The following is a 17,145-nucleotide window of genomic DNA, read 5'->3' on the forward strand; positions in this document are numbered from 1 at the left end:
AGCTCCAGTAAACTTCAGTGTAGGCGTTAAAGCAGCATCAGGCGAAGATAAGACCCATTTTTATGCCGCCGTTTTGTTCGTTGTTGCCGATAAAGCGCCGTATCGGTTATGATGCAGCCGCTTTTTGTTAAAAACAGTCACAACTACGTGTTGTACTGCTTTGTTCTACCGCTCGTAAGGTTGAACCGCAAAAAACATTCCCTTAAATTTAATTGAATCAACATGTGACCTTTGGTATAGGCCACCACTGTGAGGACTTATCATGCCAGTTATTACTTTACCTGACGGTAGTCAGCGTTCATTTGACGCCCCTTTATCTGTATTAGACGTTGCCAAAGACATAGGTCCTGGTTTAGCGAAAGCGACCATAGCCGGCAAAATCAATGGCCAGTTGGTAGACGCTTGTGAGCTGATCACTGAAGACGCTTCATTAAGCATTGTCACCGCCAAAGATCAGGAAGGACTGGAAATTATCCGTCACTCCTGCGCTCACTTATTAGGTCATGCTATTAAGCAGTTATGGCCCAATACCAAAATGGCGATTGGTCCTGTCATCGACAACGGCTTTTATTACGACGTTGATTTAGACCGTCCAATCAGCAGCGATGATTTAGCTCAACTTGAAGAGCGCATGCTGCAACTGGCCAAAACCGAATATGACGTAGTGAAGAAAAAAGTAAGCTGGCAACAGGCTTATGACACCTTCGCTGCACGTGGCGAAAGCTACAAAATGGAAATCCTCGATCAGAGCGTCGCCAAAGACGATCAGCCGGGTTTATACCATCACGAAGAATACATCGACATGTGTCGTGGCCCACACGTGCCAAATATGCGTTTCTGCCAGCACTTTAAAGTGATGAAAGTGGCGGGCGCTTATTGGCGTGGTGACTCGAAAAACAAAATGTTGCAACGTGTATACGGCACGGCATGGGCAGATAAAAAGCAATTAGCTGCTTATTTACTGCAACTGGAAGAAGCGGAAAAGCGTGACCACCGTAAAATTGGTAAAGCTTTAGGTTTATTCCACTGGCAGGAAGAAGCACCAGGCATGGTGTTCTGGCACAACGACGGCTGGACTATTTTCCGCGAGCTGGAAACTTTTGTCCGTGAAAAGCTGGGCGAATACGATTACCAGGAAGTAAAAGGTCCATTTATGATGGACAAAGTGCTGTGGGAACGTTCAGGTCACTGGGAAAAGTACTCAGACAATATGTTTGTCACCAGTTCTGAAAACCGTGATTACGCCATCAAGCCAATGAACTGTCCTGGCCATGTGCAAATCTTTAACCAGGGCTTAAAGTCGTACCGCGATTTACCGCTGCGTATGGCTGAGTTTGGTTGCTGTCACCGTAACGAGCCATCAGGTGGTTTACACGGCCTGATGCGGGTGCGTGGTTTTACTCAGGATGACGCCCATATCTTCTGTACTGAAGATCAGGTTCAGGCTGAAGTATCGGCCTGTATCAAAATGGTATTTGACGTCTATAGCACTTTTGGTTTTAAAGACGTGCAGGTGAAATTATCCACTCGTCCTGAAAAACGCATTGGTACTGACGAAATGTGGCACCGTGCTGAGCAGGGTTTAGCAGAAGCTTTGGATGCCAATGGCATAGCCTATGACCTGCAACCTGGTGAAGGTGCGTTTTATGGCCCTAAAATTGAATTTACTTTACACGATTGCTTAGGCCGCGCCTGGCAATGTGGTACAGTGCAGCTCGATTTCGCTTTACCGGGTCGTTTAGGTGCAAGTTTTGTTGCTGAAGGCAACGACAGACAAGTACCAGTGATGATTCACCGTGCGATTTTGGGCTCGCTGGAGCGTTTTATCGGAATTCTGATTGAAGAATATGCAGGCTTTTTCCCAGCATGGTTGGCCCCAACTCAGGTTGTGGTGATGAATATTACCGATAATCAGGCCGAATATGTGCAGGATTTAGTAAAAACTTTCAAATCTCATGGTATTAGAGCAATTTCTGACTTGAGAAATGAGAAGATAGGCTTTAAAATCCGCGAGCACACGCTACAGCGAGTTCCTTATTTAGTGGTAGTCGGTGACAAAGAAGTTGAAGCCGGCGATATCGCGTTAAGAACACGGAAGGGCGAAGACCTCGGAAAAATGAGTGTAAGCGACTTTGTAACCAAGTTGACCACTGAAATTAAAAACCGGGTCTAATTATTTTCACTCTTGGAGGAACATACTATTAAAGTAGGAAAGAAAACTTTACCGGCGAACAGACCAAACCGTATTAACGAAGAAATCAACGTTAAAGAAGTACGCTTGTTAGGTCTGGAAGGTGAGCAATTAGGTGTAGTAATCACTTCAGAAGCTATTCGTTTAGCAGAAGAAGCAGGCGCTGACTTGGTAGAGATTAGCCCAACCGCTGAACCACCTGTTTGTAAGTTGATGGACTATGGTAAGTTCCTGTTTGAGAAAGGCAAAGCTGCTAAAGAGCAGAAGAAAAAGCAAAAACAGATCCAGATTAAGGAAATAAAATTCCGGCCTGGAACTGATGAAGGCGATTACCAGGTAAAACTACGCAACCTGCGTCGCTTCATTGAAGAGGGTGACAAAGCTAAAGTAACGCTCCGCTACCGTGGTCGTGAAATGGCGCATTTGGACATCGGCATTGAGATGCTTAACCGGATCAAAGAAGATATGACAGATATCGCTATCTGTGAATCTTTCCCAAGCCGCGTTGAGGGTCGCCAGATGGTCATGATGCTGGCCCCAAATAAGAAGTAATAAGAGCTTTCAAGCATAAGATACGCCGCTTGAATAAAGCGGCGTTTTTTATCGCCTTATTATTCGTTGTAATTTAAACAATGCGAGTTATTTAACTATGCCAAAGATGAAAACCAACAAAGGTGCTGCAAAGCGCTTTAAAAAAACCGGCTCAGGCGGTTTTAAACGTAAGCAATCACATCTTCGCCACATTTTGACGAAGAAGTCTTCTAAGCGTAAGCGTCAGTTAGGTCCAAAAACGTTAGTTGCAAAAGTTGACGTGGCTGGTATCGCTCGTTGTCTGCCATACGCATAATATTAGGAGATTTTAAATGCCAAGAGTAAAACGTGGTGTGACAGCTCGCGCTCGTCACAAGAAGGTCTTAAACCAGGCTAAAGGTTACTACGGTGCCCGCAGTCGTGTTTATCGTGTCGCTTTCCAGGCAGTTATTAAAGCTGGCCAATACGCTTACCGCGACCGTCGTCAACGTAAACGTCAATTCCGTCAACTGTGGATCGCGCGTATCAACGCTGCATCTCGTCAGAACGGTTTATCTTACAGCCGCTTCATCGATGGTCTGAAAAGAGCATCTGTTGAAATCGACCGTAAGATCCTGGCTGATATCGCTGTATACGACAAAGGCGCATTTGCTGCTTTAGTCGCTAAGGCAAAAGAAGCTTTAACTGCTTAATTCTTTGAGCAGAGTAAAAGGCCACCTCCGGGTGGCTTTTTGTTTTTTAATGTTCGCAAAACTCCTTGCCAGCTCTCAATGACAGTATTGCTTTCCAGGAAGACCCGCGCTTTGCTGCTTGAAACCTATTTCTCATCCATCCATGCATTCTTATTCTCATCTGCGTAAAGTTTATCTTTAGTCGTTTTTCATTTTTGGTCTGAGTCATTTTTATCAAATTTGTAAGTTTCCCTATCAAAGTGACATTTCACTTTTATCGAATAGCTGAAAAAATATCATCTGAACTCCTGTAAAAAAGCGAGACTTCTAGGGTACTACTTATTATTCTCTTAGTTGAAATTGATAAAAAAGTGAGTTCCCTTTATCAAATTTTCATTTTTATCAATAGGAACCACTAGTAAAGTCTGGTTTTTAATATTAAAGTGATAAAAATGATATGCTGGATATTGGCGTAGTGCAGTAAAACGGTTGTGGATATTTGCTATGAAAGAGTTGCTGTTTTTATCAAATAGTCCACTTTGAAGCTGTGTGAAGTTAAAATTTGTTACAAAAGGGAGGTTCCATGGAAAATTATGATGATGTGCGGCAATTTATCAACAAAGTAGGTGATCAGAATCTGAACTACCGCAGTTTTCAGACCAACACGCCTTCTTCCGGGCAGTCGAAGTGGCGCCTGATCAATCAGGTAGCCAATTATACTCAGACGCTTTCAAATACTCAGCCCCAAAGTGTTCAGCCGTTGCGTTATTTAGAGCCACAGCATGCTGGCTCTCAGGCGGCTTTGCATTCAGAGCCACATATAGCTTTGCACTTAGCACAACAACAGGTCGGAGCTTCAAATCCTTTTCGTCGCCAGAAGGCTGACAGCGACGTTGCTCATTTGCACAGAAAGCCGCAACAGCAGCTAACAGCAGAAGATCAATCCACAAAAACAGATTCATTAGCCGCATTATTTTATCGGATTGCGTTATGAATATTATTTGTGTCGGTTCCCCTAAGGGCGGAGTAGGCAAAACCACTATGGCCGCAAATCTTGCTTATGCAATTCAGCGTTTAGGCCACAAAGTTATAGCTATAGATTTTGATAATCAAAACGCTCTCAGGCTGCATTTTGGCATGGCTTTAGCGGATCCTGCTGGTCATGCAACAGAGCTTGGAGAGCATGCAGACTGGAGCAGATTAGTACAGGAATCAGAGTCGGGAGTCCGGTATTTACCTTATGGGCGCGTTACTAGTTCGCAGATCACTTCCTACGAGCATTTGTTACGCACAGACCCAACTGCGATGGTGAAGCGTCTGGCCTCTTTTGCCCATCAGACTGAAGTTGTGATCGTCGCTGATTTACCACCTGGTCCCTCTGCAGCTTTGCAGGCTTTATCTTGCCTTGACCCTATTATGATCAATGTACTGCTACCAGATGGGGCATCTCTGAGCGTATTGCCAGATATAGAGTCAGGTAAGTTTCATACAGAAAAGACAGAACAAAAAAATTATTTTGTGCTGAATCAGGTAGATGTACGCAGTCAACTCAACCGTGACGTCACGCAATTTTTGAATGAAAGGTTAGGTTCATCTCTGCTGGGGATGGTACATCGTGACGAAGCTGTGCCGGAAGCCAGCGCAAGTCAAATGTCTGTATTCAAATACGCTCAGGCTTCTTCGGTGACAACGGATATAGATTCAATAGCACGGAATGTGCAACGGATGCTACCGAGACTGCAGGTGAGTGAATACAAAAAATTCAGTCGATAGTGACAAGGGATGACATGTTAAAAAGGAATTCTTCGACCCCATCCGGGATTATGACCACGCTTGCTGTGCTGTTCTGGGCTGCTGTTGCCGTTGTGATCGTAACCACGCCACTGGATTTGACCAATCAAATCTTGTTTGCTGTTAGTAGCGGCGTCATGCTTTTCATTGTGGCCCGTCGTAAAAACCACTGGACTCATATGGTGATGCTGTTGATGTGCATCATAGTGTCTACCCGTTACTTATACTGGCGTACCACTGAGACTCTGGTATTCGACAGTTTTATTGAAGGTTTCCTCGGGATTGGCTTACTTGCAGCCGAATTCTATACCTGGCTGATCCTCGTTTTAGGTTTTTTTCAGACCATCTGGCCTCTGGACAGACGTATTGAGCCTATGCCTGAGGATTTATCCTTATGGCCCACTGTGGATGTTTATATTCCGACCTATAACGAAAGTCTGGAACTGGTGAAAGATACGGTTTTGGCTGCACAGAATATTGATTATCCACCGGAGAAAATCAGAGTCTATATCCTGGACGATGGGCGTCGTGTTGAATTTGCCGCTTTTGCCGCAGCCGCAGGTGTGGGCTATATCACCAGAAATGATAATAAGCATGCCAAAGCGGGCAATCTTAACAATGCTATTAAAATCACTGATGGTGAGCTGCTCTGTATATTTGATTGTGATCATGTCTCAACCAGAGCTTTTTTACAGGCCACAGTAGGTGCTTTTATCAGCGATAAAAAGCTGGCATTGATGCAAACCCCTCATTACTTCTATTCACCTGATCCATTTGAACGCAATCTGACAACCGGAGATGAGGTGCCTCGGGAAGGTGAATTATTTTATGGTCCGGTTCAGAAGGGTAATGACTTCTGGAATGCCGCGTTTTTTTGTGGCTCCTGTGCTGTGATCCGCCGCTCTGCCATTGAAGAAATTGGTGGTTTTGCGGTTGAAACTGTCACTGAAGATGCACACACTGCTTTAAAGTTACAACGCCTTGGCTGGAACTCTGCGTTTTTGGCGCTGCCACTAGCCGCAGGTCTGGCGACTGAGCGCCTGGCTTTACATATAGGCCAGCGAGCTCGTTGGGCCAGAGGTATGATACAAATACTACGGCTCGATAATCCTCTGTTAGGCAGAGGACTTAGCTTACCTCAGCGTCTTTGTTACCTGAACGCTATGATGCACTTCCTGTTTGCATTGCCCCGTATTGTTTTTCTGACTGCGCCTTTATGCTACTTACTTTTTGGTCAAAATATTATCGATTCATCTCCGGAAATGATTTTGGCTTATGCGCTGCCGCACTTATTGTTCACCACCTATACCAACTCAAGGTTACAAGGCAAATTCCGTCACACCTTTTGGGGCGAAATCTATGAAGCTGTGTTGTCCTTCCATTTAGTACTGCCCACCATTGCCACCATTATCAATCCCCGTAAAGGGAAATTTAATGTCACTGAAAAAGGCGGATTATTGGAAAATGGCTATTTTGACTACGATATGGTGAAGCCCCATCTGTTTACGCTGGTATTGCTGCTGTGCGCTTTTCTGTCCGGTGTAGTACAGCTTGTCTGGAGTGATCACTACAACATAGACCCCAAAGTTATGCTGCTGAATTTATTCTGGGCTGGATTTAGCTGCGTGATGTTGTTTGCTTCTGTTGCTGTTGCCCGGGAAATGAAACAAGTCAGGCAGACGGTGCGTCTTGATATAAGTTTGCCTGTAGTGCTGCACCTTGAATCTGGTTATACCTTAAAAAGCAGATCACTCAACCTGTCGATGGGGGGCGCTCTGATTGAAAACGTGGGTCAGGTTAATGCGAACGATCGCATCAAAGATATCGAAATTTATTTAAATAACGTGCCAATGGTTTTTCCGGTCGACATGATATCCAGGGGCTCTGATACCATACGTTTTCACTTTAAAGACTTGCCATTAGCTCAGCGCAGAGAATTGGTGAAAGTGGTGATGGGACGAGCTGACGCCTGGTTGCCAGTTCACGAAGAGCCACAAGAGAGCAGTATTTTTGTCTCTATTTGGCGCGTGATTAGGGCTATAGGCGGCTTGTTTCAGGAGTCATTGAACAAAAAAGGCAAAGACTACGAGTTACGTCGCGCCAATAGACCTTTAAGTGGCTGGAAGCCCCGTTTAGCCTTAACTGTCTTGTTGGCTATTGGTGCAGTAGTGATCTCTAATCAGGCATTAAGCGCGCCATTGGATACAACAAAAACGCCAGTCGCTGATGTGAAAGACAAAGTTCCGGGCCTTCGACCCCAAGTCTTTCACTTCACTGATTTTGGCCTGCACGACAATTTGTTTTTTTTTGGTAACAATACAGCAGCAGGCTTGAGTTTTACCTTACGCAGCGACGAGTTGGTCAGGGGCGCCAGTTTAAAGTTAAAGTTGAGTTACTCAGCAGAGTTACTCGAAGGGGAAAGTTTTCTCGATGTGCTGCTCAATGACCAGTTGGTGAAAACCATCGAGTTAACTGCTTTTACCGCAAAACTGCTCGAAGTCGATATTCCATTGCAAAGTGCTTTGATTCTGGGTGCCAATAATCTGGATTTTCGTTTAACAGGGCGCACTGCAGAACAATGTAACAACGAATTATCAAAAGACATCTGGGTGAATGTAGACAGGAATTCACAACTGCTGCTGTCAGTACAGCGCCTGCCTGTCAGTACAGACTTATCACGCTTTCCAGAGCCTTTTTTTAACGCAGGAGCTATGAACGAGGTCATTGTGCCTATGGTACTACCGGGCAATGCCAGTCCGGCTGCGTTAACCAGTGGGGCTATTGTCGCCTCTTATCTTGGCGGTGTTGCACAGTACAGAAGTCTGAGCTTTCCAGTGTTGCGCGATCAGTTACCTACAGAAAATGCCATCGCTTTTATGCTGCCTAACGAAAGGATCAAAGGCTTATCAGTGCCTGCTATTCAAGGGCCTGAACTCAGATTAATAGATCATCCGCTGAACCCTGTTTACAAGGTTTTACTGGTGATGGGGCGTACTGAGGACGAACTTAAAATTGCAGCCAAATATCTGGTGAGTGGCGCGTCACTCAGCGGAACCTATGTGAAGGTGACGAAAACAACACAAACAGCTCGTCAGCCTTACGATGTACCCCGCTGGACCCGAATAAACAAAGCAGTTGAATTTAGTGAATTAGTTGACGATAGCCACCTTGTGAGCAAAGGCTTGTTTCACCCTGCCATCGAATTGAACTTTCGCGCTTCACCGGATCTATTTTTTTGGCACGGCCAGGTGATACCACTGAAAATAAAATACAGTTTTCCGGAAGGAAAGTGGTTAAACGAAGCCAAGTCTAGTTTAGATGTGTCTCTTAACGGGGACTACCTGACGTCTCTTGCCGTCAATCAAAATGGTGTATGGGCTACATTAAATCGCTGGTTGGGTGGGGATACAAGGCAGGAAGAAGCTGAGATCAAAATTCCACCGCATTTATTGTATGGTGAAAACAAACTGCGTTTGTATCATAACTTTGCAGTCAATACCAAAGGCTGCGAATTGGATGTGCCTGCCGATATAACAGCAAGAGTGCTGCCCACCTCAAGTATTGATCTGAGCTCTGCACAAAACTTCACTCAGTTGCCAAATTTATCTTATTTTGTCGGCGTAGGTTTTCCCTTTACCCGACACGCAGATTTATCTCAAACCCTTGTGCTGTTGCCGCCAAAGCCTGGCAACGCAGAAATAGAAACTTTGTTTGAATTTGCCGCGCGAATGGGCAATGACACAGGTGTTCCAGCTGCAGGCATGGAGGTCAGAACCGACTTAGACATCAACCCTGGTCTTGCGAATTACGATGTTGTAGCTATTGCAAATGTTAAGGATGTGCAGCAGTCAGATTTACTCAGCACCAGCTCATTTGAAGTGCTAAACGAAAGTGTGAAAATTAAGTCATTCAGCCTGTTTGACCGCGTACTTTGGTTGCTGCAAGGGGATTGGGGCAGAGAAACTAAGGTCGCAGCGAGGGTATTAGACAGTACTCAACAGCTACAGGGGCTCTTTAGTTTTGTCTCTCCGGTGGACACAAACCGAATTGTGGTGCTGATCACCGCCAAGGTCTCTGAACAGTTACCCCAGCTGCTGAACTCACTGAACAGACCTTTAGTCAGCAGTAAGGTGCATGGGGATATGGCTCTTATTGATAACAATGCGGATGTACATAGCAACAGGGTGGGTGAACTCATTACCTCTGGTGACATGCCCTGGCATATGGAAGTGCGTTGGTTTTTTGGCCAACACGTTATTGTCATGGTGATAGGTCTTGCACTTGCAGCCTTTGCCGGTGCCGCTATTTTGTTTCCGCTGCTGAGAAACCGCGCAAGGAACAGGCTAAAAACAGGATCTAAAAATAATGAATAAATCACTGATTGCCATGTTTGTGATCTGCTCTGTTCAACCTTTGTATGCCGCTGAAGATAGCAACTCCTTTGATGTTTTGTTTGAGCAAGCCGAATTCTGGCAGGATAAAAATCGTAATGATTTAGCCAAAGATGCCTTACAACGAGTGCTGAATGCAGATCCTGAAAATATTGAGGCCATGTACCGCTCAGCTTTGATCGCATCTAAAGAAGGCAACGATGTTCAGTTGCAGCAATGGATCAGCAAGATGGCTCAACTGGCTCCGGCAGATCAGCGGATTGAGGAGCTTCGAGCCACTAAAGCCGCAGCGAAGGTTGACCCTGTTACTTTGGCAGATGCACGTCGTCTTGGTAGTCTTGGGCAGTACGATACCGCATTAGAGCGCTACCAGGAGGTATTTGGCGGCACCACAGCTCCCCTGGAGTTGGCGGCTGAATATTATCTGACGATGGCTGGTACTGCGGATGGACTGTCACAAGCCCGGTCGGAGTTAAAAAAGTTGTACCAGTCGCGTCCTGGTCATGGCGCAATCAAACAGGCTTACGCTCAGGTGCTAAGTTATGACGAAAGCAGCAGAAGGGAGGGCATCTCACTGCTCTCAGAACTGGCACCAAGCTCTGCTTTGGCGAAACGTAGTTGGCGTCAGGCGCTGCTGTGGCTGAATGCTTCAACGACCGACAAGAAATACTATGACCAGTATTTGAGTGTTGAACCTGACGATCAGGAATTGATAAAAATTTATCAGGACAAGATTAAAAAAGGCACTGCAGCTGTTGTGCTTAACAGCAGAACCCTTGGTTATCAGGCGCTTAATGCAAACAAACTGGCAGAGGCAAAGCGCCAGTTCCAAAAAGCCCTGATAGAGAACGCCGCGGATGCAGATGCGCTGGCAGGTTTGGGTTTGATTGATTTAAAGCAGCAAAATTTTAGCGCTGCAAAAGAGCAGCTAGGCAGAGCAATGGCGATGTCGCCAAAAAAAGCTTCATCCTGGCGGGATGCCTATCAGGCGGCGGACTTCTATTCGACCATAGCCAAAGCCCGCGAATTAATGCAGGCACAACAGAATGAGCAGGCGCTGGAGTTGGTTGATCCTTTGACCAGAGTCGCTGTTACTAAAAGCAATGAGTCCAGAGTGAATGAAGCCAAAGTTCTTTCTGGTCAGCTGCAACACAAGCTCGGACTGCTTGATCTGGCTGCTCAGAGTTTTAATGCTGTGGTACAGAAAAATCCTGCTGATACTGAAGCAAAGCTTGGGCTTATTGCTGTATTGCAGAGCATGGGGCGTTGGGATGATGCGCAGCGTTTATCCAGTCAGCTGTCGGAGTCAGAGCAACATAAAGTCGCTTATGTCTCTTTAGCTGAAGTACAAAAACTAAGAGCAGATGCAGCAAAGAGCACTGATTTATTGGCGGAAATAAGCCTGCGCAGAGCGATGAAACTCGCACCAAACGACCCCTGGGTCAGGTTGGATTTAGCCCGTTTGCTGAACAAGCAGAGCGATCCGGCCCGTGCCCGAGCCATTATTGAGCCTTTGTTAAGCGCCAGTCAGCCGGTCGAATCCCGTTATGCCGCCGCCATGTTTGCGGCCGAACAAAAACGCTGGCCTGATGTTGAACGAATTATGGCTAGCATAAGGCCAGAACAGCGTACAGCCCCAATGCAAAGTCTGGCAGCGCAGTCGGCACTACGAGGTAAATTCTCTGCTGTGCTGCAAAGAGCAACAGCAGGCGATCATGCTGGCGCACGTCAGCTGATGCTGCAGTTATATCAAAGCAGCAGAATAGGCTCTAAAGCCGCAGGGGAGTTAGCCTCTGAGCTGGCAACTGCTGGCCAGCTTGATCTGGCTTATCAGCTGGTCGAACTTGATTTGATGCAAGGACTGGATGAGAAGTCAGGGGATTATCTGGCTCATGTGGCTGTGCTTAATCAAAGCGGCCGTTCTAAAGACGCCAGATTATTGCTGTCTGAGCTGATGTTGCGCTCTGATTTAACTATGGACGACAGAAATTCGCTGGCCAGTTTGCAACAAGGGCTGGCGGTGCGCGAGGCCGATCAGTTACGTGAAGCAGGCCAAATGGCTTTAGCTTATGATGTGCTTGCTGCTCATTTGCGTGAATCGCCGGACGATGAAACTTTATTGCTGGCGATGGGGCGTTTGTATCAAAGCGGTGATAAAACCAGCGAAGCGGATCAAATTTACAATTACGTACTGAAATTAAACCCTGCAAGCCAGGCTGCCTTATCAGGTGCTGTTGATACAGCTTTGCAATTAAAAGAGCCTGACCGCGCCGCAGCATTGTTAAACCGGGTGGATTGGGACAACAGTGTTGAACCTGAACTACTGGTGATGGCGGCCAAAGTGTCTCAGGCAAAAGGTGATCACGAAGAAGCAGCCGCTTTATTGTTAAGAGCAAGGAAACTGGCGTATCAGCATACTCCGGTCTGGGGCGGTGGTTCGGCTTCAGGTTTGTCAGCTAATCCGTTCAGAGACACAGTGGAGCCAGACAACAATCCATTTAAAGATAAGCGAAAAGCAAAAAAACAGCAGCTTTCCAGTGTCAGACCCTCCTGGCTACCTGGTGAGGTAGTGTCTGAGGTACCTGGTTATACGGAGACAACAGCACAATCGGCCACTTTGTTTGATCAGATTGATGGCATGCTGGCTGATTTAGAGCAGAAAACCCTGACCCGTGTGGATACAGATGTTGTTCTCAAAGTTCGTAATGGGGCAGATGGCAGCTCAGGTTTAGATACGGTTGAAACTCCGGTAGTGATATCCACAGCGGTCTTTGGCACGGACAGAGTCGAACTGGCGCTGACACCTACATCGCTGAATTCAGGCACTGTCACCGGCGAAGAGATTAATGGGTATGGTCGGGGTTCTATTGTTAATGCGGCCAGTGGTTTGAGTTCACGATTGGATAGTCTGACGGATGTACTGGACAGTATTGAAGAAACCGCTGTGGCTTACGACAGTGCACAGGCTATTTACCTTGCGGCACGCGACGACCCTGAAGGCAATTTGCCACAATCTGAAATCACCAGACTACAGAATGTAGCGAACGCCGCCAAAGTGCTATTTGATAATGCAGCAGAGACTGACCTGTTTGAAGCGCTGGAACTCACTTCAGGTAACCTGACTGCGGATCAGCAGAGCCTGGTTCAGCAGTTTTTGCAAGAAAACTACGGTGACACTGCTATTCGTCTGAATTCAGATTCTTTGGCTGATTTTCAGCAAAGCCGTGCACGTGTAGAGCAGTTAGTCACCTCGTCTCAGGCCAGATTGGATCAAATGGCCGTCAGCACCGGTAATCCAGATACACAACGAGAGTCAGGTGTTGCGCTGGCTTTAGCTTATAAAGGCGAATGGATTACGGCTGATGTGGGGACTACTCCTTTGGGTTTTGAAAAGACCAATGTAGTAGGTGGTGTGAAGCTACAGCCGGAAATTATGAAAAACACCAGACTAGTGGTGCAAGCTGAGAGACGTCCGGTTAAAGATAGCTTGCTGGCTTACGCAGGCACTGTAGATCATGTCACAGGGGAAACCTGGGGGGCTGTGACAAAAACCGGTGCCGGGCTGGGGCTGAATTTCGACAATGGCAAAGCCGGTGCTTATGGTTCTGTGGCTGAACACAAGTACGAAGGCGACAATGTAGCGTCAAATAATGCAACGTCCATGGAAGTCGGAGCCTATTTCAGGCCTTTTGATTCAGTACCAGAGATGCTGCAATTGGGTGTGCATGTTGGCTACAGCAGCTTTGATAACAACTTAAGCAAATTCACTTTTGGCCATGGTGGTTATTTTAGCCCGCAGGATTATGTCAGCGTGGCTTTCCCTATCAACTATAGCGCTGAACTGGAAGAGATGAGGTTCAGCCTGTTGTTTGCCCCGGGTTTTCAAAGCTATAGCGAAGATGGAAATAGTTTCTTCCCAACAGACGCAGCCGCTCAGGCTGCACTTGATCTGTTTTATGCGCTGGGTGCTTTTCCACAGGCCGGTTATGCCGCAACCAGTCAGTCTGGTTTTGGCATGAGCTTTGGTGCTAGTGGCGAATACCTGCCTGATCCTTATCTTAAAATTGGCGGGCAGCTTGGCTTTGATAGTTTTGGTGATTACAACGAAATGTCGTTCCGTTTATATATGAAGTACCTGATTGGAGGTTCCAATGATTGATTTAACCAAAGAGCTGCAGATCAGCAACAGCTACTACCAAAGCCAGCACTGCAATGAGCAATGGCGCAGCTTCCTTCAGGTGTTTATTCAGGAGATTTACCAGACAGCGGGAGAGCAGGACGCTTGTGCTTTTCTGCGTCATATGGGGGAGCGGTTAGCTCATCTTTATCCGGTGGCCTTGTATGACCGGATTGAAGATTTGGAAAACTCCATGAATACAATATTCGCCGGTCTGAACTGGGGTTGGGTCAGAATTGAAGTTCATGATCTCAGCCTGGTGTTTTATCATGGCGCTTTTCCGCTTCCTTCGTTTGAAAAACAACAGGTAAAAAATGAGGCGAAGCTATTCAGCGCTTTGTTAGAAGGCTTGTACAGCACCTGGATGGTCGCATTAGGAGGTAAGCCGGATATAGTGGTTCAGACTCAAAAAGCTGAGCCTGGTTTGGCATTCGAACTTATTTATACAAAACCCTAAGGCAAGAGCTAATGATGAGTGTTTTGGCAAGGTTGCTGCTGATAATAAGTTCTCTGTGGATACAGACTGTGATGGCAGATCAAAGTGATTGGACACTCTATAAGTCCAGGTTTGTGAGTTCAGATGGACGGGTGATCGACACCTATAATAATAAAATCAGCCACTCTGAAGGTCAGGGCTGGGGCATGTTATTTGCCGAAGCCAATAACGACCAACACAGCTTTGATTTGATCTGGAGCTGGACCCGGAAAAATCTGGCCAGAACAGATGCGTTTTTATTTTCATGGCGTTATGACCCAGAACTCAGGCCCGCTGTTAAAGATCCAAACAATGCCAGTGATGGCGATATTTTGATCGCATGGGCCTTGCAGCGGGCGGCGAAACGTTGGAAAAACCGTAATTACGAAACCGCCTCTGCTGCTATTCGTGCTGACATTCAGAAGCTCCTTGTGAAAGACTTCGGCGGTTTCACTGTGCTGTTGCCAGGGTTAAAGGGGTTTTCCGACAAAGAAAGTATTGATATTAATTTGTCGTATTGGGTGATCCCGGCATTTATCTCTTTTGCTATGGTGGAACCAGAGCAGAACTGGAGCAAGTTGGTGACAGATGGTCAAAAATTGTTAGCTGCAAGCCGGTTTGGCAGCTATGGCTTGCCGTCAGACTGGATCCGTTTATCCGACAAAGGACAGCTTGCGCCTTCACCCAACTGGCCAGCCCGTTTTAGTTATGACGCTGTACGTATCCCTCTGTATTTTATCTGGGGTTCTGCATTAACTAACGATCTCAGACAACCTTTTACTGACTTTTGGAAAAACAGTGAGCTGATTTTACCCTGGGTGGATGTGGTTACAGGAGAAAAAGCCTCTTACACAGCATCTGCTGGGATCAAGGCCGTGCGTTCTTTGGTGTATAAGGATCTGAGCTTTACCGGACAGAGTCCTTCGACCGCTGATGACTATTATTCCACATCATTGTTGATGCTGAGTAAGTTAGCCGCGGATCCCAGATGAATAGGCTGTGCGACGGGACTGACCACAAAAAGGCAGGGTGCTGGTGAACTGCTCAATTTTAGTGAGGTGGCCTCGTTGTGGTCGTAATGTAGACCAATAACGGGCGCCACCTTTAGGATCTTTGCTCCAGCGTGGCTGGCTAATGACGCCATCAGTTTTTACCCATTTGCTCATGATTTTTACACCGCAGCTTAAATTCACTTTCGGGTCGTGCAAAGCATGGGGTTGTTTCACATCACAGGCGTAACGAGGCTGATTGGCGCTTTCATGAGAGATTTGCAATAAACCACGGCTAATGACGCGGCGGCCTTTACCATCTTTAAATTTTTCCTGATAAAAAGACTGAGGTTTAAAGTTACTTTCAGGTTGGGCCATAGCTGAAAACAATGCCACCCAAAACTTACTGCGCTCTTGCGCTGGTAAGCTGGCATAACGGGGGCAAAAATGATGTACATCGGCAGGCACCAATTGAGCAAGAGGAGAAAGTGCAACGGCCTGCTCTGTGATCCTGGTCCAACTGCCATCCCGGTTTTTTTCAGACCATGCGGCGTAATCTGTGCTTTTATGATGACTCAGACTTCCTGCCAGGGCTGAAGTAGCGGACAAGGCGAACAGTGCTGTGAAGCTAAAAATGATGAGGTGTAATGGCATCTGTTGTTTTTGTTCTTCCAGGTGAATGCTTTTGTATCGGCTTCGTTCAGCCAAACTTCAGCTTCAGACTAGTGTTTTGTTGCAGTGGGCTCAAGCTTTTTTTGCCTGAACAAGGCAATAGGTTAAATTCTTTTCAGCAAGCTGCTTTGTGCTCTGGCAGAGCCAGTCAAAACCAGATATGGTACTCATATTACGGCATTTTTTCAGGTGTAGCATGCCCCACGATCCTCCAAAATCAGAACCAGACCACAACACTCATCAGCATGGTGCAAATTGCAAACAGGATCATGCAGAGTCACATGAGTCTGGACATCAGCATAACCATGCATCTGAGCATCAACATGACCACGAACATGACCATGAACATGAGCATTCCCATGGGCTTTTTGGCCATCATCACCATCATCATGGTTCTGAATCGGGCAATATAGCCACAGCCTTTTGGCTGAACTTTAGTTTCACCATTATCGAATTTATCGGCGGCTGGTTAACCAATAGCGTGGCTATTATGGCTGATGCTATGCACGATTTAGGCGATACACTGGCCATAGCTTTTGCCTGGTTTGCGGCCAAAGTGGCAGGCAAAGAAGCGACTCCCCGTTATAGTTATGGTTACAGGCGCTGGTCTTTACTGAGTGCTTTGATCAACAGCGTGATTCTAGTGCTGGGGTCCTGCTGGATTTTATACGAAGCCATACCTCGCTTGTGGGAACCACAATTACCTCATGCGTTAGGTATGATGGGACTTGCTGTTTTAGGTGTGCTGGTGAATGGTGCCGCGGTGTTTAAGCTGCGGGGCGGCAAAACTCAAAATGAAAAAATTCTGACCTGGCATTTGTTGGAAGATGTCTTAGGTTGGGTGGCTGTGCTTGTGGGTTCTGTCCTGATTTATTTTACCGACTGGGCCTGGTTAGACCCACTGTTAAGTATTGGTTTTACCTGCTTTATTCTGATCAATGTCTGGCGTAATTTGCGCCGTACTCTGGCGCTGTTTTTACAGGTCAGTCCCGATCCAAAACTTGCCGCTAAAATAGAACACCAGTTACAAGACCTTAGTTTTGTGCAGGATGTACATCACCTGCATTTATGGTCGTTGGACGGCGAAAAGCATGTGTTAACAGCGCATTTGGTGTTGAAGACGGAGACAGCTGTAGAGCAATTAAAAGCCCATAAAGAGCAAATACGGCAATTACTGCAGCCTTATCAGCTGGAGCATACCACCATAGAGTTTGAGTTTAATCAGGAAGTGTGTCGGGATCAGCATTAACGCGAATT

General features: G+C 46.4%; 12 protein-coding genes. 11 read left to right on the forward strand and 1 reads right to left on the reverse strand.

From position 1 onward, the window contains the following. Positions 1-262 precede the first annotated feature (262 nt). From thrS to OM978_RS10660, 10 genes are all read left to right on the forward strand, one after another. The gene (thrS, locus tag OM978_RS10615; protein WP_264346857.1) at positions 263-2,173 is read left to right on the forward strand and encodes a threonine--tRNA ligase; all 1,911 of its coding nucleotides are present in this window, start codon (positions 263-265) and stop codon (positions 2,171-2,173) included. 27 nt (positions 2,174-2,200) lie between these two features. Then, complete coding sequence (gene infC / locus OM978_RS10620) at positions 2,201-2,743, forward strand: translation initiation factor IF-3 (protein WP_040554878.1); 543 nt, start codon at positions 2,201-2,203, stop codon at positions 2,741-2,743. A 97-nt stretch (positions 2,744-2,840) separates the two neighbouring features. Further along, complete coding sequence (gene rpmI / locus OM978_RS10625; RefSeq protein ID WP_040554869.1) at positions 2,841-3,038, forward strand: 50S ribosomal protein L35; 198 nt, start codon at positions 2,841-2,843, stop codon at positions 3,036-3,038. Positions 3,039-3,054: 16 nt separating this feature from the next. After that, positions 3,055-3,414 (forward strand): 50S ribosomal protein L20, encoded by a 360-nt coding sequence (gene rplT, locus OM978_RS10630; RefSeq protein ID WP_008898705.1) that lies wholly within the window; start codon positions 3,055-3,057, stop codon positions 3,412-3,414. Positions 3,415-3,976: 562 nt separating this feature from the next. Further along, complete coding sequence (locus tag OM978_RS10635; protein WP_264346858.1) at positions 3,977-4,387, forward strand: cellulose biosynthesis protein BcsO; 411 nt, start codon at positions 3,977-3,979, stop codon at positions 4,385-4,387. Then, on the forward strand, positions 4,384-5,166 hold the full coding sequence (bcsQ, locus tag OM978_RS10640; protein WP_264346859.1) for a cellulose biosynthesis protein BcsQ: 783 nt from the start codon (positions 4,384-4,386) through the stop codon (positions 5,164-5,166). The genes OM978_RS10635 and bcsQ overlap by 4 nt, the downstream gene beginning before the upstream one ends. Before the next feature lie 14 nt (positions 5,167-5,180). Further along, complete coding sequence (bcsA, locus tag OM978_RS10645) at positions 5,181-9,557, forward strand: UDP-forming cellulose synthase catalytic subunit (RefSeq protein ID WP_264346860.1); 4,377 nt, start codon at positions 5,181-5,183, stop codon at positions 9,555-9,557. Next, complete coding sequence (locus OM978_RS10650; RefSeq protein WP_264346861.1) at positions 9,550-13,734, forward strand: cellulose biosynthesis protein BcsC; 4,185 nt, start codon at positions 9,550-9,552, stop codon at positions 13,732-13,734. Before bcsA ends, OM978_RS10650 begins: the two co-directional genes overlap by 8 nt. Further along, positions 13,727-14,209 (forward strand): cellulose biosynthesis protein BcsD, encoded by a 483-nt coding sequence (bcsD, locus tag OM978_RS10655; RefSeq protein WP_264346862.1) that lies wholly within the window; start codon positions 13,727-13,729, stop codon positions 14,207-14,209. The genes OM978_RS10650 and bcsD overlap by 8 nt, the downstream gene beginning before the upstream one ends. Positions 14,210-14,280: 71 nt before the next feature. Then, positions 14,281-15,219, forward strand: a complete 939-nt coding sequence (locus OM978_RS10660) for a glycosyl hydrolase family 8 (RefSeq protein ID WP_264346863.1) — start codon at positions 14,281-14,283, stop codon at positions 15,217-15,219. On the opposite strand, the gene OM978_RS10665 is transcribed toward OM978_RS10660, so the two are convergent. Further along, positions 15,199-15,870, reverse strand: a complete 672-nt coding sequence (locus OM978_RS10665; RefSeq protein ID WP_264346864.1) for a transglycosylase SLT domain-containing protein — start codon at positions 15,868-15,870, stop codon at positions 15,199-15,201. The genes OM978_RS10660 and OM978_RS10665 overlap by 21 nt on opposite strands. A gap of 214 nt (positions 15,871-16,084) precedes the next feature. Between OM978_RS10665 and OM978_RS10670 the strand changes: the two genes are divergently transcribed. Next, entirely contained in the window at positions 16,085-17,137 is a 1,053-nt protein-coding gene (locus OM978_RS10670; protein ID WP_264346865.1) for a cation diffusion facilitator family transporter, read from the forward strand. Positions 17,138-17,145: the final 8 nt, after the last annotated feature.

It is taken from the genome of Rheinheimera sp. MM224 (assembly GCF_947090785.1).
Lineage (GTDB): Bacteria > Pseudomonadota > Gammaproteobacteria > Enterobacterales > Alteromonadaceae > Pararheinheimera.